This window comes from Desulfovibrio aminophilus DSM 12254 (assembly GCF_000422565.1).
GTDB lineage: Bacteria > Desulfobacterota > Desulfovibrionia > Desulfovibrionales > Desulfovibrionaceae > Aminidesulfovibrio > Aminidesulfovibrio aminophilus.
On record NZ_AUMA01000006.1, the window covers coordinates 63,814 to 82,593 of the forward strand.

At 67.2% G+C, this 18,780-nt stretch carries 21 protein-coding genes; 10 read left to right on the forward strand and 11 right to left on the reverse strand.

Going from position 1 to position 18,780, the window contains the following annotated elements:
• Positions 1-2: 2 nt before the first annotated feature.
• The 9 genes from H587_RS0102295 (at position 3) to ilvC (ending at position 6,281) form a co-directional block, all read left to right on the forward strand.
• On the forward strand, positions 3-824 hold the full coding sequence (locus tag H587_RS0102295; RefSeq protein WP_027174882.1) for a hypothetical protein: 822 nt from the start codon (positions 3-5) through the stop codon (positions 822-824).
• The gene (locus tag H587_RS0102300) at positions 821-1,513 is read left to right on the forward strand and encodes an HAD family hydrolase (RefSeq protein WP_027174883.1); all 693 of its coding nucleotides are present in this window, start codon (positions 821-823) and stop codon (positions 1,511-1,513) included. The genes H587_RS0102295 and H587_RS0102300 overlap by 4 nt, the downstream gene beginning before the upstream one ends.
• 79 nt (positions 1,514-1,592) lie before the next feature.
• Positions 1,593-1,892, forward strand: coding sequence for a YggT family protein (locus tag H587_RS0102305; protein ID WP_027174884.1), 300 nt, complete (start codon positions 1,593-1,595; stop codon positions 1,890-1,892).
• A 1-nt stretch (position 1,893) separates the two neighbouring features.
• Positions 1,894-2,397 carry a DivIVA domain-containing protein gene (locus H587_RS0102310; RefSeq protein WP_027174885.1) on the forward strand — a complete coding sequence of 168 codons (504 nt, stop codon included), beginning with the start codon at positions 1,894-1,896 and terminating at the stop codon, positions 2,395-2,397.
• A gap of 6 nt (positions 2,398-2,403) precedes the next feature.
• Complete coding sequence (locus H587_RS0102315; RefSeq protein ID WP_027174886.1) at positions 2,404-2,718, forward strand: DUF167 domain-containing protein; 315 nt, start codon at positions 2,404-2,406, stop codon at positions 2,716-2,718.
• Between the two features lie 22 nt (positions 2,719-2,740).
• The gene (locus tag H587_RS0102320; protein WP_027174887.1) at positions 2,741-2,971 is read left to right on the forward strand and encodes a DUF465 domain-containing protein; all 231 of its coding nucleotides are present in this window, start codon (positions 2,741-2,743) and stop codon (positions 2,969-2,971) included.
• A 4-nt stretch (positions 2,972-2,975) separates the two neighbouring features.
• Positions 2,976-4,664 (forward strand): biosynthetic-type acetolactate synthase large subunit, encoded by a 1,689-nt coding sequence (gene ilvB, locus H587_RS0102325; RefSeq protein ID WP_027174888.1) that lies wholly within the window; start codon positions 2,976-2,978, stop codon positions 4,662-4,664.
• Positions 4,665-4,676: 12 nt separating this feature from the next.
• The gene (gene ilvN / locus H587_RS0102330; protein ID WP_027174889.1) at positions 4,677-5,165 is read left to right on the forward strand and encodes an acetolactate synthase small subunit; all 489 of its coding nucleotides are present in this window, start codon (positions 4,677-4,679) and stop codon (positions 5,163-5,165) included.
• A 123-nt stretch (positions 5,166-5,288) separates the two neighbouring features.
• The gene (ilvC, locus tag H587_RS0102335) at positions 5,289-6,281 is read left to right on the forward strand and encodes a ketol-acid reductoisomerase (RefSeq protein ID WP_027174890.1); all 993 of its coding nucleotides are present in this window, start codon (positions 5,289-5,291) and stop codon (positions 6,279-6,281) included.
• A gap of 44 nt (positions 6,282-6,325) precedes the next feature.
• Here ilvC and thiL read toward each other — a convergent pair whose 3' ends face one another.
• From thiL to H587_RS0102360, 5 genes are read right to left on the reverse strand one after another with little or no spacing between them, the layout of a single operon-like run.
• Entirely contained in the window at positions 6,326-7,699 is a 1,374-nt protein-coding gene (gene thiL, locus H587_RS16955) for a thiamine-phosphate kinase (protein ID WP_342662358.1), read from the reverse strand.
• A gap of 20 nt (positions 7,700-7,719) precedes the next feature.
• Positions 7,720-9,834 carry an ATP-dependent helicase gene (locus H587_RS0102345; protein ID WP_027174891.1) on the reverse strand — a complete coding sequence of 705 codons (2,115 nt, stop codon included), beginning with the start codon at positions 9,832-9,834 and terminating at the stop codon, positions 7,720-7,722.
• Positions 9,825-11,126 (reverse strand): alkaline phosphatase family protein, encoded by a 1,302-nt coding sequence (locus H587_RS0102350; RefSeq protein WP_027174892.1) that lies wholly within the window; start codon positions 11,124-11,126, stop codon positions 9,825-9,827. The genes H587_RS0102345 and H587_RS0102350 overlap by 10 nt, the downstream gene beginning before the upstream one ends.
• Positions 11,126-12,007, reverse strand: a complete 882-nt coding sequence (locus H587_RS0102355) for a DUF2156 domain-containing protein (RefSeq protein WP_027174893.1) — start codon at positions 12,005-12,007, stop codon at positions 11,126-11,128. The genes H587_RS0102350 and H587_RS0102355 overlap by 1 nt, the downstream gene beginning before the upstream one ends.
• A complete protein-coding gene (locus H587_RS0102360; protein WP_034608494.1) occupies positions 11,991-13,397 on the reverse strand; it encodes an MATE family efflux transporter in 1,407 nt (468 codons plus the stop codon). The genes H587_RS0102355 and H587_RS0102360 overlap by 17 nt, the downstream gene beginning before the upstream one ends.
• A gap of 171 nt (positions 13,398-13,568) precedes the next feature.
• On the opposite strand from H587_RS0102360, the gene H587_RS0102365 reads away from it, so the two are divergent.
• Positions 13,569-13,949: a winged helix-turn-helix domain-containing protein gene (locus tag H587_RS0102365; RefSeq protein ID WP_027174895.1), complete on the forward strand. Its 381-nt coding sequence runs from the start codon at positions 13,569-13,571 to the stop codon at positions 13,947-13,949.
• Here the strand turns inward: H587_RS0102365 and H587_RS0102370 are convergent.
• The 6 genes from H587_RS0102370 to H587_RS0102395 all read right to left on the reverse strand — a co-directional run bounded on the left by H587_RS0102370 (position 13,946) and on the right by H587_RS0102395 (position 18,707).
• The gene (locus H587_RS0102370; RefSeq protein ID WP_027174896.1) at positions 13,946-14,674 is read right to left on the reverse strand and encodes an energy-coupling factor ABC transporter ATP-binding protein; all 729 of its coding nucleotides are present in this window, start codon (positions 14,672-14,674) and stop codon (positions 13,946-13,948) included. The genes H587_RS0102365 and H587_RS0102370 overlap by 4 nt on opposite strands.
• Complete coding sequence (gene cbiQ, locus H587_RS0102375; protein WP_027174897.1) at positions 14,671-15,438, reverse strand: cobalt ECF transporter T component CbiQ; 768 nt, start codon at positions 15,436-15,438, stop codon at positions 14,671-14,673. The genes H587_RS0102370 and cbiQ overlap by 4 nt, the downstream gene beginning before the upstream one ends.
• Positions 15,438-16,046, reverse strand: a complete 609-nt coding sequence (gene cbiM, locus H587_RS0102380; protein WP_027174898.1) for a cobalt transporter CbiM — start codon at positions 16,044-16,046, stop codon at positions 15,438-15,440. The genes cbiQ and cbiM overlap by 1 nt, the downstream gene beginning before the upstream one ends.
• A gap of 114 nt (positions 16,047-16,160) precedes the next feature.
• Complete coding sequence (locus tag H587_RS0102385) at positions 16,161-16,718, reverse strand: HDIG domain-containing metalloprotein (RefSeq protein WP_027174899.1); 558 nt, start codon at positions 16,716-16,718, stop codon at positions 16,161-16,163.
• Between the two features lie 55 nt (positions 16,719-16,773).
• Positions 16,774-17,742 carry an ABC transporter ATP-binding protein gene (locus H587_RS0102390; RefSeq protein ID WP_051202382.1) on the reverse strand — a complete coding sequence of 323 codons (969 nt, stop codon included), beginning with the start codon at positions 17,740-17,742 and terminating at the stop codon, positions 16,774-16,776.
• Positions 17,739-18,707, reverse strand: a complete 969-nt coding sequence (locus tag H587_RS0102395) for an ABC transporter ATP-binding protein (RefSeq protein ID WP_027174901.1) — start codon at positions 18,705-18,707, stop codon at positions 17,739-17,741. Before H587_RS0102395 ends, H587_RS0102390 begins: the two co-directional genes overlap by 4 nt.
• Between the last annotated feature and the right edge of the window lie 73 nt (positions 18,708-18,780).

Consider the following 18,780-nt stretch of genomic DNA (forward strand, 5'->3'; position numbering starts at 1 on the left):
GCATGTTCGTATTTTTCCCCACCATGCATGCGGAATTGCTGCCCGACGGCGTTTTGCCCGGCGTCCTGCTGCTGGACCCGGGGTATGATGACGCTGCAAGCGAAGGCCGCCTGCGTCCTGCCGGCCTGCCCCTTGAGCCGGCGGCTGCGAGGGCGCTGGTGCGCGACAGCGTGAATTTCGGAGAGCAGTTTCAGGCGCCCGGCGATCTGGCCGCGTACGGCCTGACCGAGGCCTTGAATCGGAACGACGAGGGTTCCGCGGCCATCCAGTCCGAGCTGTCCCGGCGCATGCGGGGTCTGCCAGCAACGCAGGAGAGCGATCCGTTTCCCGCGCAGGCCCAGATGACGCTCCTGCTGGCTTGGTTTTATGAGGAGCGCTTCTTGGAGATGCAGCGTCTGGAACAGGGGCTGGCGGCCTCCTGGGAGGCCTTCGGCCGGGGGCTGGGCCTGGAGCCCGAGGAGGAGGGCACCGGCGAGGCTGAACTGGATCGCGCGCTCACCGGCCTGACCGCGCCGGTGGTGGGCCGTCCGCAGTACCCCTGGCGCGTGCTTCTGGAGGCGGCGGCCTTTTTCCTGCCCGAGGGCGCGCTGCTCGTCACGGGCGAGGCCGAGCCCGCGTCGACCTGGGCCGAGGCCGGGCTGGCGGCGGCGCCCCTGGACGCGGCCGCGCGTCCGGCCCTGGCCGGGCTGCCCGCCGGAACCCGGGTCGTGTCCGCGCCGGTCTGGAGGCTCTCCGGCCGGAGGCGGGAGCCCACCGGACGGCCCGACCTGCTGCGCCGTCTGGACGTGGCCGTGCTGCCGGGCGAAATCGGGGAGGCCCGGTGATCATCGTCAACGACCTCATGCGGCCGGAGGTTCTGGCCGGGATCCGGGGCTTCATCTTCGACTGCGACGGAGTGCTCATCGACTCTTTCGCGGCCAACGTCTGGTATTACAACCGCTTCCGAGCGCATTTCGGCCTGCCGCCCATGAGCCCCGAAGAGGAGCGCTACACCCACACCCGCAACACCTTCGATTCCTTTCGACACATCCTGCCGCCGGAGCGCTATGAAGAAGCCATGCGGATGCGGGAGACCTTCGACTATCGGCTGGTCCTGCCGCACGTGCGCCGTGAGCCCGGTGTCCGCGGGCTGCTCCTCTGGCTGCGTTCCCGGGGGTTCCGGCTGGCCGTGAACACGAGCCGGGCCGACACCATGGACCACATTCTCTCGCATGCCGACCTGACAGGCTTCTTCCGACCGGTGGTCACGGCGCTCACCGAGCCCAGGCCCAAGCCCGCGTCTGACGGGGTGTTGCGCATCCTCTCGGACTGGCGCTGTCCGCGCGAGGAGGTCGTGTTCATCGGCGATTCCGTGGTGGACGAGCGCACGGCCCGGGCCGCTGGCGTTCGTTTCTGGTCTTACGGCGACGAGCGGTTGGACGCCGAGGTCATGATTCCTGACTTCTTCACCTTCCTGCGCAACCTGCGCAGGGCGTATGCGGGCGGGGCCGGGCACGCGGGACTTGATTCTTGAATGCCGCTGTGCCAATTTGAAAACACAACGCGGCGGCCGGGGCTGACCGGCCGGGGAGTCTGACAAGAAAATGGGCTACATGCTCGACATCCTGACGGGAGTGGTCAACATCATCCACATGATCCTGACCGCGTACATGTGGGTGGTCATCATTTCGGCGCTTCTGTCCTGGGTCAACCCCGACCCGTACAACCCCATCGTCCGCTTCTTGCGCAACGTGACAGAGCCGGTGTTCTACTGGATCCGGCGGCGGCTGCCCTTCGTGGTGGTCGGAGGCTTCGACCTCTCGCCCATTCTCGTCATCGTCGGCATCCAGCTGCTGGATTCCATTCTCATCCGGGTCTTCAGCCGGATGGCCATGAGCATGGTGGGAGTCTGACATGTCCGTTTCCAAGATCGACCTGCTGAACAGGAAATTCTCCCGTTCGTTTCTCGGCTATTCCCGTCTGGAGGTCGACCAGTTCCTCCAGGAGGCCGCCGAGGCCCTGGGACAGGCCGTGGATTCGCGCAAGGACGTGCTGCGCAAGCTCAAGCGGCTGGAGGAGACCGTCGAGGAGTACCGCCGCCGCGACGAAACCCTGCGCGACACGCTCATGAGCACCCAGAAGATGGTCGACGACCTCAAGGCCCAGGCCGGGCGCGAGGCCGAGATCATTCTGGACCAGGCCCGGGGCAAGGCCGAGGGCATGGTCCAGCAGGGCTACGCCCGCCTGACCCAGTTGCGCGAGGAAGTGGAGCGGCTCAAGCGCCAGCGCGCCGAGTTCGAGGTCCAGCTCAAGGGCATGCTGGAGAGTCATCTGCGTCTGCTTGAGGCCGGACAGCCCGAACGGGAGCGCCTGGAGGAGATGGAGTCCAAGGTCACTTTTCTGAAAAAGGCCGAGTGAGGGGAAATGTCCGGGCTGCCTGAATATGTGCGGCCCGCCGGGGCCGGCCGCTGGCGGCTTCTCGTCTGGGTGCAGCCCGGCGCGAAGTCCGAGGGGCCGGTCGGCACCTACCAGGGGGCCCTCAAGGTCCGCCTGGGAGCCCGGGCAGTGGACGGCAAGGCCAACAAAGCGCTCATCGACTACATCGCCGGAAGGCTGGATCTGAAAAAGAACCAGATCGAGCTGGAGACCGGCCAGACGGGCAGGAAGAAGACCCTGCTCGTGACGTCCCGACTGGAGCCGCCGTGGAACCGCATGGTGTCCGAGGCTGCGGAAGAATGAACAAGCAACCAAGGAGCGACGCATGGAATCCAACGATCTGGCCATCATTGAGAAGTTCGGTTCCCAGGATAGTGAGCTGCGCGACCTCTACGAACAGCACCAGGAATATGAGAAGTTGTTGGAAAAGCTGGAGAGCAAGCCCTACCTGAGCCCGACCCAGATGCAGGAGATCAAGGCGATCAAGAAGAAGAAGCTCGCCGGAAAGACCAAGCTGCAATTTTTGCTTGATAAATACCGTCAAGTGGAGGCGTGATCGCATGGAAATGACCGGGGCCCAGATCCTTCTGGAGTGTCTGAAGCGCGAGGGCGTGGAGGTCGTGTTCGGCTTCCCGGGCGGCGCAGTGATCGACATCTATCACGAGCTTCCCAACTCCCCCATCAAGCACATCCTCGTCCGTCACGAGCAGGGCGCGATTCACGCCGCCGACGGATACGCCCGGGCCTCGGGCAACGCAGGCGTATGCCTAGTCACCTCCGGTCCCGGGGCGACCAACACGGTCACCGGGATCGCCACCGCCTACATGGATTCCATTCCCGTGGTCATCCTCACGGGCCAAGTGCCGACCAAGCTCATCGGCAACGACGCCTTTCAGGAAGTGGACATCGTCGGCATCACGCGCCCCTGCACCAAACACAACTACCTGGTGAAGGACGTGCGCGAGTTGGCCCATGTGGTGCGGCAGGCCTTCTACTTGGCGCGCTCGGGCCGCCCGGGCCCGGTGCTCGTGGATTTGCCCAAGGATGTGATGCAGGCCAAGACCGCCTTCGCCTATCCCGACGACGTCTCCATGCGCAGCTACAACCCGACCTACAAGCCGCACATCGGACAGGTGCGCAAGGTCGCCCAGCTCATCAAGAAGGCCGAGCGGCCGCTCATCTACTCCGGCGGGGGGGTCATCAGCTCCAAGGGCCACGAGGAACTGACCTGGCTGGCGCGCAAGCTGTCCATTCCGGTCACTTCGACGCTCATGGGCCTGGGGGCCTTCCCCGGCGACGATCCCCTGTGGCTCGGCATGCTCGGGATGCATGGCACGTACACGGCCAACATGGCCGTGAGCAACGCCGACCTCGTGCTGGCCGTGGGCGCGCGCTTCGACGACCGCGTCACGGGCAAGGTGAGCACCTTCGCGCCCAAGGCCACGCTGGTGCATATCGACATCGACCCGACCTCCATCCAGAAGAACGTCTCCGTGCATGTGCCCCTGGTATCCGACTGCAAGCTGGCCCTGGCCGCCCTGAAAAAGGATTTGGAACAGGCCGCTTCGGAACTGGACTGGCCCGGCAAGCACAAGGCCTGGCTCAAGCAGATCAAGGCCTGGAGCAAGGAGCATCCGCTGACCTACAAGGAAGGGGAGGGCATCAGCCCGCAGTACGTGGTGGAGGCCATTGGGGAACTGACCAAGGGCAAGGCCATCATCACCACCGAGGTGGGCCAGAACCAGATGTGGGCGGCCCAGTTCCTGAAGATCACCAAGCCGAACACCTTCCTCTCCTCGGGGGGGCTGGGAACCATGGGTTACGGCTTCCCGGCCGCCATTGGGGCCCAGATGGCCTTCCCCGGGGCCCTGGTCATCGACATCGCCGGAGACGGCTCCATCCAGATGAACATTCAGGAGCTGGCCACGGCGGTCTGTCACAATCTGCCGGTGAAGATCGTGATCCTGAACAACGGCTACCTGGGCATGGTCCGGCAGTGGCAGGAACTCTTCTATCAGAGGAACTACTGCGAAACCTGCATGGAGGCCCAGCCTGACTTCGTCAAGCTGGCTGAAGCCTACGGGGCTGCCGGTTTCCGTGTGACCGAAAAGAAAGACGTGGTGCCCGTCCTGAAACAGGCCTTCAAGCTCAAGAAGACGGTCATCGTGGATGTGCGTGTGGAGCGTGAGGCGAACGTGTACCCCATGATCCCCGCCGGCGCGTCTCTCACCGAAATGCTGCTGGTGTAGGAGGGTAGCCGCATGCGCCATATTCTTTCCGTGACCGTGGAGAACGAGCCCGGCGTCCTGTCCCGGGTGGCCGGCCTGTTCAGCGGCCGCGGCTTCAATATCGAGTCTTTGAACGTTGGGCCTACCCTGGACCCCGGCGTCTCGCACATGACCATCACCACCGACGGCGACGAACTCATCATCGAGCAGATCATCAAGCAGCTGCGCAAGCTGGTCACGGTCATCAAGGTGGTCGACCTGACCACGCTCAAGGCCGTGCAGCGTGAGATGGTCCTTCTCAAGGTCAGCGCCGAGGACTCCAAGCGCGCTGAAATTCTGCGCATCGTGGACATCTTCCGCTGCAAGGTGGTGGATGTGAGCGTGGACGAGCTGACCATCGAGATCACCGGCGACCAGGACAAGATATCCGCCCTGATCAGCCTTCTGACCCGGTTCGGCATCAAGGAAACCGCCCGCTCGGGAACGGTATCCCTACGCCGTGCCATGCAACTGTCGAGCTGAGGCACGCCTTCGACCTGGGCGGGGGAATCTCGGCGTCCCCCTCCGCCCATTCCTGGCCCCGGGGCGCCGATCGCCCGTCCGGCGGGGATATTCCAGAAACCCTCTTGAACGCGAGGAAGCGAGATGAAAGTGTATTACGAGAAGGATGCGGACCTGAAGCTGCTCAAGAACAAGACCGTGGCCATCATCGGTTACGGCAGCCAGGGCCACGCCCACGCCCAGAATCTGCGCGACTCGGGCGTCAAGGTCGTGGTCGGCCAGCGTCCCGGCGGCCCCAACTACGCCCTGGCCCAGGAGCACGGCTTCAAGCCCGTGAGCGCCGCCGAGGCCGCCAAGCAGGCCGACTTGGTCATGATCCTTCTGCCGGACCAGACCCAGGCCCAGGTCTTCAAGCAGGACATTCTGCCGAACCTGAAGCCCGGCAACGCCATCGCCTTCGGCCATGGCTTCAACATCCACTTCAACCAGATCGTGGCCCCCGAGGGCGTGGACGTGATCATGATCGCGCCCAAGGGACCGGGGCATCTGGTCCGCCGCACCTTCACCGAGGGCGGTGCGGTGCCCGCCCTGGTGGCCGTGCACCAGGACGCCTCGGGCAAGGCCCTGAACCTGGCCCTGGCCTATGCCAAGGGCATCGGCGCCACCCGTTCCGGCGTCATTGAGACCACCTTCCGCGAGGAGACCGAGACCGACCTCTTCGGCGAACAGGCCGTGCTCTGCGGCGGCCTGACCTCGCTCATCCAGGCCGGTTTCGAGACCTTGGTGGAGGCCGGCTACCAGCCGGAGATGGCCTATTTCGAGTGCATGCACGAGATGAAGCTCATCGTGGACCTGCTCTACGAGGGCGGCATGGCCCGCATGCGCTACTCCATTTCCGACACGGCCGAGTACGGCGACTACGTCTCCGGCCCCCGGGTGGTCGGCGAGGAGAGCCGCAAGGCGATGAAGTCCATCCTCAAGGAGATCCAGGACGGCACCTTCGCCCGCGACTTCCTGGTGGAGAACCAGTCCGGCCGAGCCCACTTCCTGGCGATGCGCCGCCTGGGCGCCGAGCATCAGATCGAGCAGGTGGGCGCCAATCTGCGCTCCATGATGGGCTGGCTGAAGAAAAAATAGCCTTCCCACGCTGAAGTGAAGGGGCCCGCTTCGGCGGGCCCTGTTCATTTTGTTCGCGGCTTGAGCGCGGGCTTCACGTCCACCACCGGAGTGCCGTCCACGGCCTCCAGGCCATCCACCAGCAGGCTCGTTCCCCGGATTTCCAAGATCGTGACTTCGTGCAGGCCGATGGGATTCGGCCGGTCCGGCGAACGGGTGGCCAGGACGCCGCGTTTGGGCACGCCCCGGTCGCCACGGGGATGCACCCGCAGCACGCTTCGGTCGGCCAGGTGGAGCCAGGTCAGGAGCTGGATCTTCTGCCCGGCCTCCAGGCCGTCCAGGGCCGGAAGCAGGGCCGGATCGAGGTCGATCCAGGCGCGCGGCGCGTCCTCGTCCTCGCATTTCGGGGCCTGATCGCGGCTTGTCAGGGAGGAACGCACCCTGCCGATGGGCGCGAGCCGCAAGCCCGCCCCGGCCGGGGGCGAGAAATGGTCATGGCCGGATACGGTCACCGGTACGCCGTTCAGGCGCAGGCCCGGGAGCTCCGACACCATGCCGATGGCCCGCGCGCTGGGCAGCAGGTCCAGAATCGCGGCCAGGTCGCCGGGCGCGGCGACGCCCAACAGGGCGTAGTCCTCGCCACCGCGCAGGGCCAACTCCAGGGGACTCTGGCCGAGGGCTTCGGCATGGGCGGACAGCTCGGGATGCAGATCCCGGGGAGTGAGAGCCAGATTCGCTCCCAGGGTCGGGCCCAGGAGTCGGGGCAGGTCGCGGGCCAGGCCGTCGGATACGTCCATGAGCCCTCGGACCAGGCCACTTTCCGCCAGGGCCAGCCCTTCCGGCAGCCGGGGCGTGGGACGTAGATGCGCGGCGCAGCAGACCGGCCAGCGGTCCTTGGCGGCCGTGCCGTCGTGCTCCAGGGCCAGCAGACCGGCCCGGGCCAATCCCAGTTCGCCGATCACGAAGAGCGCGTCCCCGGGGCGGCAGCCGCCGCGCGCCAACACACGGCCCGAGGGGCCTGGGCGGCCCAGGGCGCAGATGTCCAGGCCGATGGTTTCGGCCCGGCTCAGGTCGCCTCCGGCCAGATGTACGCCGTGGATCCGGGCCAGCTCGGCCATGCCCGCCAGCAGGCCGTCCCAGAAGGCCTCGTCGGGGCCCGGGGGAACCATGAGCGAGAGGGTGAAGGCCAGGGCCTTGCCGCCCATGGCCGCGATATCGCTCAGGTTCACGGCCAGGGCCTTGTGCCCGATGTCTTCGGGTGTGAAGTACGAGCGCCGGAAGTGCACGTCCTCCAGGAAGAGGTCCGAGGTGGCCAGCAGGCCGCCCGCGAGGTCCAGCAGGGCGCAGTCGTCGCCGCGCTCCAGGAGGGCCAGGGGGCGCCCGGCGGAGAAATGATTCTCGATGCGGGCCAGAAAGTCGTCTTCCGAGGTCGGGGGCATGGGGCCTCCAATGGCTGATGCTATAACATTTCCAGGTAGTCGCCCACAATGACCTTGAGCCCGAACCCGGGGAAGTTCACCCGGAACTTGTTGTCTTCCAGGCGGGCCACGATCTTGCCCGGGCCGAAGATCTTGTGCTTGCAACGCCCCAGTTCGCCGGGCGCGTTTACAGGCCCTCGCGGCCGTTCCGGAGCGTTCGCGGCGGCCGGGCGGGAAGCCGGGGCGGCCAGGGGGCGTACGCCGCCGAGATAGGACTCCTGGACCCGCTGGAAGCAGGACTCGGGCAGCTCGCTGACGAAGGGCGAAGGGATGGCCGGTTCGGTGATGCCGTTATAGCGGTTGTAGAGTGAGCCGGGAACGAACAGGGCCAGTTCGTCGCGGGCCCGGGTGCAGGCCACATAGAGCAGGCGGCGCTCCTCTTCCAGATCCTCGGGCCGGGACAGGGCCCGTTTGGAGGGGAAACGGTCCTGGACCAGATCGATGATGAGTACGGCGTTCCACTCCAGGCCCTTGGCCGAATGCACGGTGGAAAGCACCAGGGCGTCCTCGCGGCGCGATTCCTGCTGTTCGCCGTCCAGGCTCAGGTCCGCCAAGAAGGCGTCCACGTCCTGATAGGAGGCCGCGATCTGGAGCAACTGCTCCAGCCCGGCCTGACGCTTGGGATAGTCGTCCGGGTATTGGCTCACCAGGATGGGCGTGTAGAAGGCCAGGATCTGTTCCAGGGCCCCGGCCGGGGTTTTGGCCGTGCGGCGCAGGGTATCCATATCCCGCAGCAACGCACCCAGCTCGGCGTGTTTCTTGACCTTCTTGTCGAGGGCTTTCTGGTCTCCGGCCAGGATGGCCTGGGCGATGCGGGTGGCGGTCTTGGTTCCCACACCCTTGATGTGGGCCAGGGCCCGCTGCCAGGAGAGCAGGTCCGCCGGGTTGCGGGTCAGGCGCAGATAGGCCAGGGCGTCCTTGACGTGCGCGGCCTCGTGGAAGCGGATGCCGCCGTACTTCTGGTAGGCCAGGCCCATCTGGGAGAGCGCCGCCTCCAGAGGGAAGGACTGGTATCCGGCGCGGAAGAGTACGGCGATCTCATGCAACGGGTGGCGGCGGGCCAGCTCGATGACCGTGTTGAGCACCTGGCGGGCTTGGCTTTGGTCGCTCAGGGGTTGGACCAGCAGAGGGCGGTTGCCGCCCTGGCGCGCGGCCACCAGCCGCTTGTCGAATTTTTGGAGCGCGCCGTCCAGAATGTGGTTGGTCAGGTCCAGGATGGGCTGAGTGGAGCGGTAGTTGCGTTCCAGGCGGATGATCCTGGCCCCTGGGAAATCCTTTGGGAAATCCAGGATGTTGGCCACATTGGCCCCCCGGAAGGCGTAGATGGACTGGGCGTCGTCGCCCACGGCCATGACGTTGCCCGCGCGGCCCGCCAGCAGACGCACGATGCGGGCCTGGACCAGGTTCGTGTCCTGGTATTCGTCGACCATGATGTAGCGGTGTCGGGTGCGCAGTTCCTCGCGCAGCCAGTCCTGCTCCGTCAGGGCCCGCTCCAGGAGGAAGAGCAGGTCGTCGTAGTCCGCCAGCCCGTGGCCGCGTTTGAAGCTCTCATAGCCCGCGGCCAGGGCTTCCAGGTCGCCCAGGTAGGGCATCAGGTGGTAGGCCTCGCGCTCCAGCAGTTCCTTGAGCGGCAGTTCCTTGTTGCGGGACTTGGTGATGCAGTCCGCCACCGTGGCCCGCTTGGGGAAGGAGCGGTCGGACTTGCCCAGGCCGAGCCCGTCGCGCACGTCGCGGATGGCGTCCTCGGCGTCGCCCCGGTCCATGAGCGTGATGCCGCCGGTGGTTCCGACCAGTTGCGGGTGGCGGCGCAGCACGGAGTAGGCGAAGGAATGGAAGGTGCCCCCGCCGGTCCCGGCCAGGGGACGGTTCAGCAGGGCTCCGGCCCGGGAGAGCATCTCCTGGGCGGCCTTGCGGGTGAAGGTCAGGAGCAGGATCTGCTCCGGGGGCACGCCCAGCTCCACGAGGCGGGCCAAGCGATAGACGATGGTCCGGGTCTTGCCCGAACCGGCCCCGGAAATGACCAGCACCGGGCCGTCCGTGTGGAGCGCGGCCTGAAGCTGCTCGGGGTTGAGATCATGTTCGAAGTCTATGGGCATGCGTGGATTCCGAAATGGCTCAGGGTGAGGCGGCCCGCGTCGCGCATCCGCTCCGGCCGGCTTCCGGCCGAGTCGCGGAAAAAGGCGTCGCCCGCCGTATGCGTTCCGTCCCGGCCGAAGCGGCCGAAGACGGCGTCCCTGTTGAATTTGGCCTTCAGGTCGAAGCCTGGCCGGGCCAGGCAGAGCAGATCCGGCGGGGACATGTTCCCGTTGGTCCCGGGGTACAGCTCACGTTCGAAAAACACCTGTTCCATGACCCGCTCGCCCTGGAAGGTCAAGCCCAGGAGCGCTTCTCGGATTTCTCCGGCCAGGCACGCGGCCTCGGCGTCGGTGAGCCGCCCCCGGCCGAAGGCCCGGCGTGTGTGCAGGTGGATGCGCCCCGGGTCCAGGGCCAGGGCCGCGCTTTCCGGGGCGATTCGGGCGGCTTCCCACTCGGCCTCGGAGCCATGCCTGCCGGGCGGCAGAAGCCGGAGCAGGCCCGCCTCCACCAGCCAGCGGTTCAGATCCACCTCGGTACGCAGGCCGGTGAAGCCGTGGTCGGCCAGGACCATGAGCCGCTTGGGCTCGGGCAGGGCCGCGTAGCGTTCGAGAAAGACGCCGATGAGCTTGTCCCAGAGGGTGAGCAGCTCCAGACAGTCGGCGTGCAAGGGGTGGGAGTCCTCGGTCACGGCGGACCAGAGGAAGTGGAACAGCCGGTCGGTCTCGGTGAGTACGAAGACGAACAGATCCCAGGCCAAGTCCGGCCAGAGCAGATCCAGGGCCGCCCGGCGCGAGGCCAGGGTGGCCCGCAGACCGGCCAGGAGGTACTCGGGATCGGCCGCGCCCCGGGTGGTGTCGGCTTCCAGGCGATAGCCCAGGCGGGCCAACTGCCCGGCCAGGAAGGGCGGGAACACGGCCCGTTCCAGATCCCGGGCCACGAATCCGGCCACGAGCATGCCGCGCAGGGGACGGGCCGGGTAGGTGTTGGGCAGGTTGATCACCCGGCTCGTCAGGCCTCGTGCGCCCAGGCGGTCGAAGACCGTGGGGCAGGCCACCTGCGTGGCGTCCACGATGGACAGCTCGTAGGATGCCGGGTCCAGGCGGGTGAAGCCGAACACGCCGTGGACCTCCGGGCCCTCGCCCGTGGCCAGGGAGGTCCAGTTCACCGGCGAGAGTTCGGGCAGCTCGGCCCGGATGCTTCCGGCCCCCGGCAGCAGCGAGGCCAGGTTGGGCAGCCGAGGGGCCAGGCGTTCGGCCAGGGACAGGGGCAGGCCGTCCAGCCCGAGGACCGCCAGCCGGGGGCGCTCCAGCATCAGCCCAGCACCACGTCGTACTTCTTGCCGAAGCGGGCCGGGTTGTAGGAGAGCTTGGCCTTGCGCAGGCCTTCTTCGCCCAGATCCTGTTCGCGGTTGACGAAGGCGAAGTCCTTGCCCGCGTGCTCGAGGAACATCTGGTTGATGGCCTGGTAGGCTCCCGGGAAGCGGGTGTCGGCCTTTTCGAAGTGGATCACCAGGGTGTCCTTGGACAGGCATTCGGCCACGGTGTAGGCCACGATGCGGCCCTCCACGCGCACGGTGCCGCCCATGAGGCAGGTCAGACGGTCCATGTGCTGGAGCACACGGGTGATGGCGTGGTTTTCGGCCTCCAGGGCCGGGGAGTGTTCGTTCTCTTCCTCGCGCCAGCGGAACCAGTCGGCCTGCATGTCGAGCACTTCCTCCACACAATCCGGGGTCATGCAGCTGTACTGCCAGAGATTGTCGTTCTTGAACCGCTCCAACTGCTCACGCTTCTTGCGGTACATCTCGCCGGGCAGGGCGACGAGGTCGGGAACGGAATAGACGTAGTCCCAGTGGTCGCGGGCGGCGCTCAGGCGGATGCCGCCGTTGAAGGCGTCCTTCCAGACCCGGGCCAGGGTTTCGGGCACGCGGGTGAATGTCGCGGCCTCGGTCACGGCCTTGCATTCGGTCCAGCGGTAGTCGTCCCAGGGGCCCATGGGGGCCCAGTACACGAGGTCCGGACGGGTCTGGCGAATCCAGATCAAGCCCCCGGCGAAGGCCCATTCCAGGCCGTAGTGCTCGGCCCAGCCCCAGATGTTGGCGAAAGCGTAGTCCGAGGTGACTTCCGGCGTGGCCGCCAGGATTTGCCCGTAATCAAACTGGCGGTCGAGGCTCAGCGGTTCAAATGCGAGGGGCATGCGCTGCTTCCTTTTTGCAGTGTTTGTGTTTGATCATGCCGTGGCAGGACCAGTCCTTGAAGGCATAGACGTAGAGCATGACCAGGGATTGCGCGGCCTGGGAGGCGAGCATGGAGATCCAGATGCCCGAGGCCCGGCCCATGACGAGGTGTCCGAGCACGTAGGCCAGGGGCAGGCGCAGGCACCAGGTCGCCAGGCCCATGATGACCATGTTGAAATGGGTGGCTCCCGCGCCGTTGAAGGCTCCGGCAAGGATCATGGTGGTCAGGGTGAAGGGGATGGCCAGCAGGTTCCAGAACAGATAGTTCACCGCCTCGCGCTGGACGGCCGGATCCGGGGCCAGGAAGGCCGCCAGGGGCTCCAGGAACTGCCAGACCACCAGGGACACGGCCACGATGCAGACCAGGCCGATGACCAGGATGCGGTAGCCGTAGGAGCGGGCCTCCTCGAAGCGGCCCGCTCCCAGGGAGTGGCCCACCAGGATGCCCGCCGTCATGTTGAAGGCGAAGGCCGGCAGAAAGAGCAGGGACTCCACGCGGATGCCCGCCGACATGCCCGCCAGGGACGCGACGTTGTCCCGGGGCAGGGCGGCGGTGATGGCGTACAGTACGAGATAGCCCGAGTGCCAGACCACCTGCATGACCACCGAGGGCCAGGAAACCTTGTAGAGATAGGGCAGGGCCCGGCGCACCCAGCGCCAGGGCGCGAAAGTTGCCCTGGCCAGGAGGCCCTCCTTCCAAAGGGCGGCCACGTTGGCGGCCGCGCCCAGGGTCACGGACCAGAAGGTGGCCCAGGCCAGACCTTGGTAGCCCAGTTCCGGCAGGCCCCACCAGCCCAGGCCCAGGCCCAGGTCGCCCACGGTGTTCAAGATCGTCACCACGGCCATGGAGTAGAGCGGGAAAAAGACCTGCTTGCGGGCCCGGAACACGGCGTTGAGCACGATGAGCAGGGAATAGGACGGCAGGAGGAGCAGGTAGACCCAAAGGAAGTATTCCGTGACCGGCCGGATGGAGTCGGGCACCTGCAGGGCCGAGAGCAGGAGGCTCTTCAGCGGCAGGCCCAGGAGCATGAGCAGGCCACCCATGACCAGGGCCAGGAGGATGCAGAGGCCCACATAACGCCGCGCGCGAAGTTCCCGGCCCGCGCCCAGGGATTGGCCGATGGCGGCCACGCCCGCGTTGGCCACGGCCGTGGCCACGATGAGGAAGAAGAACAGCGACTGGGTGATGAGCCCGAGGGAGGCCTGGACCTCGCGGTTGATGCGCCCGGCGGTCCAGACGTCCACGAAGCCGATGAGGAAGTTGAAGACCATCATCAGGATCTGGGGCCAGGAGAGGGTCCAGATGGTGCGGTAGGGCGACTGGTCCAGGCCCTCGGGCGATCTGTTCATGGTCATGGGAGATCGGTTTCCTTGCGCTCGGGCGGCTCCCGGCGTCCGGGAAGCATAGTCATTCTCCGGCGTTTGCCAAGAGGGCCGGGGAACGGTGGCGCGCTTTACTTTTTATGCCGCCGGAAACATAATGGACTTATCCGAGAAATCGGACAAGCCAAGGAGGCCGCCATGTCCCGGGAACTTCCGCAGGCCACCCTGCGCGTCCACCTCTGGTTCGAGAACGAGGGCGGCATGCTCTTCGGCCTGGGCCGGGTCCAGCTTTTGCGCGAGGTGGCCCGGCTGGGTTCCCTGCACAAGGCCGCCCAGGCCTTGGGCATGTCCTACCGGGCCGCCTGGGGCCGCATCAAACGCACCGAGGCTGCCCTGGGCAACCCTGTGGTGGCCAAGGTGGCGGGCCGCAAAGGTTATGCCTTGACGCCCCTGGGGGAACAACTGGTGAGCGATTTTTCCTCCTGGCACGCGGAGGTTGAGCGCTTCGCCCTGGAACGCGCTCGGATCATGCTTTCCTGGGATACCGTGGGGTTCGCGGAAGGTCCGGTCGAGTCTTAGTCGTCGTGGGAGTGGGGCAGGCCGCCCTCCGCATGCACATGCACGTGGGCGTGCGGCTCGACCGTGCTCTCCACCAGCCTGCCGTCGCGCAGGGAATACAGCCGGTTCGTGATCTTGGAGAGGAAGTCCGGCTCGTGGGACACGGCCAGGACGGCGATGTCGAGCCCGTTGAGGATGTCCACGATGCGGGCCTTGGTCTCCCGATCCAGGCCCGTGGTTGGCTCGTCCAGGATGAGCGCCTCGGGCCGCATGGAAAGCACCGTGGCCAAGGCCACCAGCTTTTGCTCCCCGCCCGAGAGGCGGTAGGGCACCCGGTCGGCGAAGTCGGAGAGTCCTAACAATTCTAGGGTTTCTTCTGCCCGGCGGCGAGCCTCGGCGCGGGAGAGCCCCTGGTTCAGCGGACCGAAGGCCACGTCGTCGAGCACGGAGGGGCTGAAGAGCTGGTCGTCGGCGTGTTGGAAGAGAAACCCCAGGCGCAGTCGGGCCGCGGCGAATTCCTTGGGGCCGGTCATGGCCCGGCCGAAGAGGCGGATTTCCCCCTCCGAGGGCTTGATCAGGCCCATGAGGGCGAAGAGCAGGGTGGTCTTGCCGCTGCCGTTGGGGCCCACGAGGCCCCGGCGTTCCCCGGGGCGCAGGGTCAGGTCCAGTCCGCGCAGCACCGGCTCCCGTCCCGGATAGCCGCAGACCAATCCGCGGGTTTCAATAAGGGCTTCCGCGTCGTTCACGCCGTTTTCTCCAGAATTGAAAGTCCGGCCACGGCCGCCGAGGCCAGTCCCGCCAGCATCAAGAAGATCGCGTCCCGCGCGCCGTAGGAGAACTCGGCCAAGGAGTGGAATCTGCCGTTGAAGCCCCGGCAGAGCATGGCTTGGTGTACCCGCTCGGCCCGGTCCCAACTTTTCACCAGGAGCATGCCCAGGAGCCATGCGTAGGTCCGGTAGGTGTGCCCGTCGGTGCGCGGTTTGAAGCCCCGCGCCTCGGCCGCCGTAAGCAGACGGCGGAATTCCCGCTGGATGACGAAGAGATAGCGGTGGGCCATGAGCAGGAGGTGGCAGAATTTTTCCGGCAAGCCCAGGGCCTGGAGCGCCCGCCCCAGATCCTGGGGGGCGATGGTGCCCACGAGCGAGGTCACGGCCAGGAAGGCCGCGTTGGTCTTGAGGGTGAGCAGCAGGGCCAGTCGCGCGCCTTCGCGGGAGTAGACCAGGGGGCCCAGGTGGAAAAGAGCCTCGCCCTGGCCGCCCAGGGGCAGGAAGACCCAGAGGAAGGCCGTGAAGGCGTTCACCGCCAGCAGACGGCGCAGGATCAGGCCGGGCGCGGGGCGGGCCAAGGTCAGAGCCAGGAGGCCGAAGCCCAGGGCGGCCAGGGCCGAGGCGTCGGAGCGGGCCAGGGCCACGGGAATGCTGAAGAAGAGCATGGCCAGGAGCCGCGCGCGCGGGTCGAGGCGGTGGATCGGACCGCTTCCCTGGGAAAGAGGGGCTTCCAGGTCGGACATCAGGCCAGCGCGCCGGAGAGAACCTCGGGCTTGACCCGGCGCAGGAAGACCACTGCGGCGGCCGTGACGAAGCCCTCGATGAGGCAGATCGGCAGGTTGGCCAGGAAGATGGCCCAGGCCGCGTGCGTGAAGGTTTCGCCCGTGCCGATGAGGGCCAGGGCCACCAGGATGCCGGAGAGGAATACGGCCAGGGAACCGCAGATGAACCCGCCCAGGCCCGCGCGGCGGTTGTCCGGCGAGAGCAGCAGGGGGCGGCAGGCCAGGGCGCAGAGTACGGCGGGCAGGGCCATGGTCGTGGTGTTCACGCCGAGCACTGTCAGGCCGCCGAATTGGAAGAGCACGGCCTGGAGCAGCAGGGCCACGAGGATGGCCGGGAAGGCGGCCCAGCCGAGGATCGCGCCCAGCAGGCCGTTGAGGATGAGGTGGGCGCTGGTGAAGCCGACCGGGACATGCACCAGGGAAGCCACGAAGAAGGCCGAGGAGAGAATGGCAGCCTGGGGCATGCGTTCGGGAGGCAGTCGCTTCAGGCCGACGGCGACGCCCGCGACGGCCAGGGCGGCTCCCGTCAGAAGTACCGGAGCGGAAAGAATGCCTTCGGAGATGTGCATGGGATCGCCCGCCTCATGAGAATCGTTGGATACCGTGGATACGTTTCGCTAAACAGCAGGCTTTCCGTAACACGCATTTTGAACCAATGCAACGAGATCAGGTTGTGACTACGGTCAGGCCAGCCCGACCTCGGCGCGGATTGAGGTCACGGCCCCGATGGCGATCTGGAAGAACTCTCCCAGCTCCAGGCCGAGTTTTTCGCATTCGCGGATGATCTCGCGGTTCACGGCGGCGGCGAAGGCCTTCTCCTTCATCTTCTTTTTCAGACTCTTGGGCTCCATGCCGTCGAGCCCGCCGGGCCGCACCAGGGCGTTGGCGTGGACCAGCCCGGTGACGGTCTCGCCGCAGCGCAGGGCGAAGTCGAACTCCGTGGCCGGGGCCTCGCCGTTGTTCAGCTCGCAGGCGTGGCGCATGATGGCCGCCAGGGACTCGTCCGGCAGGCGGCCGTCCAGCATCTCCACCGTGAGCAGCCCGTGCCGGGCGGTTTCGTCCTTGGTCTCGGCATAGTCCAGGTCGTGCAGCAGACCGGCCAGGCCCCAGAGTTCCTCGTCCCGGCCCAGGCGGCGGGCCAGCCCGCGCATCACGGCCTCGGTCTCCAAGGCATGCACGATGAGGTGTTGTTCGTTGTTGCGGCTCTTCAGCAGGCTCAGGGCCTCGTCGCGGCTGATCATCTTGAACTCCTTGGATATTTGAAAGACTCTCGATTTTTTCGCGATGCGCTTGGGGTCACTTTCCGGCCGCGTGGCAGGCCACGAACCGCCCCGGCGCGACCTCGCGCAGGTTCGAAATCCGTTCTCGGCAGTCGTCACGGGCCTCGGGGCAGCGGGGATGGAAGGCGCAGCCCGGGGGCGGGGCCAGGGGGCTCGGCAGCTCGCCGCGCGCCCGGGCGGCCGGGGCGCGCGCGTCCGGGTCGGGCACGGGCGCGGCGGCCAGGAGGGTGCGCGTGTAGGGGTGCAGGGGAGCGGCGAAGAGGTCGTCGGCCGGGGCCAGCTCCACCAGCCGCCCGAGGTACATGACCGCCACCCGGTCGCTCACATGGCCGACCACGGACAGGCTGTGGGAGATGAACAGGTAGGTCAGGCCCAGCCGTTCCTGGAGGTCGGCCAGGAGGTTCAGCACCTGGGCCTGGATGGACACGTCCAGGGCCGAGACCGGCTCGTCGCAGATGACCAGCTCCGGGCTCAGGGCCAGGGCCCGGGCGATGGCCGCGCGCTGGCGCTGGCCGCCGGAGAACTCGTGCGGGTAGCGGTCCGCCTGCTCGGCCGAGAGCCCCACCAGGGCGAGCAGTTCGGCCACGCGCTCCCGGCGCTCCCGGGGCGTGCCCAGGCCGTGGATGTCCAGGGCCTCGCCCACGGCCGATCCGATCCGCTGGCGCGGGTTCAGGGAGGAGTACGGGTCTTGGAAGACCATCTGGACCTTGCGCCGAAATTCCTTCTCCGGCCATTCCCCCACGTCCCGGCCCCGGTAGAGCACCTGGCCGGAGGTGGGCCGTTCCAGGGCCAGGAGCAGGCGCGCCAGGGTGGACTTGCCGCAGCCGGATTCGCCCACCAACCCCAGGGTCTCGCCCGGGGCCAGGCTCAGGCTCACGCCGTCCAGGGCGCGCACCGTGGCCGGGGAGAGGTCCAGCAGGCCGCCGCGCACACGGTAGCGGCGGGACAGGTCGCGGGCTTCGAGAAGGGGGGCGTCGTGGGTCATCGGTAGAGCCAGCAGCGCACATCGTGCCCGACCTCGGGGGTGAATAGGGGCGGGGCTTCGCTGTCGCATGGTTGGAAGCGTTTGGGGCAGCGCGGATGGAAACGGCATCCCCGGGGCAGATCGAAGATCGAGGGCACCGTACCGGGAATGGGCGTGAGCCGCCCGCGCGACCCGGGACGGGGCAGGGAGGCCAGCAGGCCCTGGGCATAGGGGTGCAGCGGATTTTTGAACAGGCGGCCCACCTGGGCCTGTTCCAGGATCTGGCCCGCGTACATCACGGCCACGCGATCGGCGGCCCGGGCCACCACGCCCAGGTCGTGGGTGATGAGCAGGGTGGCCCCGCCCGCGCGGCGTTCGCGCACCTGGACCAGAAGGTCCAGGATCTGGGCCTGGATGGTCACGTCCAGGGCCGTGGTGGGCTCGTCGGCCAGAAGCAGGTCCGGGTCGCAGGCCAGGGCCATGGCGATCATGACCCGCTGGCGCATGCCGCCGGACATCTCATGGGGGAAGCTCGCCGCGCGTTCGGCCGGGGCCGGGATGCCGACCCTGTCGAGCATGTCCACGGCCGCGCTCCAGGCGGCCTTCCTGTCCAGATCCTTGTGCAGGCGCAGGGTTTCCGCGATCTGCTCCCCCACGCGGAACACGGGGTTGAGCGAGGTCATGGGCTCCTGGAAGACCATCGACAGGGCGCTGCCGCGTAGGCCGCGCATCTCGGCCTCGGGCAGGGCCAGGAGATCCCGGCCGCGAAAGAGCGCCCGGCCGGAGGTGACGCGGCCCGGAGGATCGGGTATCAGACGGAGCACGGAGAGCGCCAGGACGGTCTTGCCGCAGCCCGATTCGCCCACTAGGGCCAGGGTTTCCCCGGGCAGGACGTCCAGGCTCACGCCGTCCACGGCCCGGGCCTGGCCCCGGACGCCCAGGAAGTCGGTGCAGAGTTCCTGGATGCTCAAGAGAGGCTCGGCCATTGGATTCTTCGTTTTCCTTCAAGTTGAGGTTGAGCTTTTTCAGAAGCGCATGGTACGCAAAACAGCGGGTTCC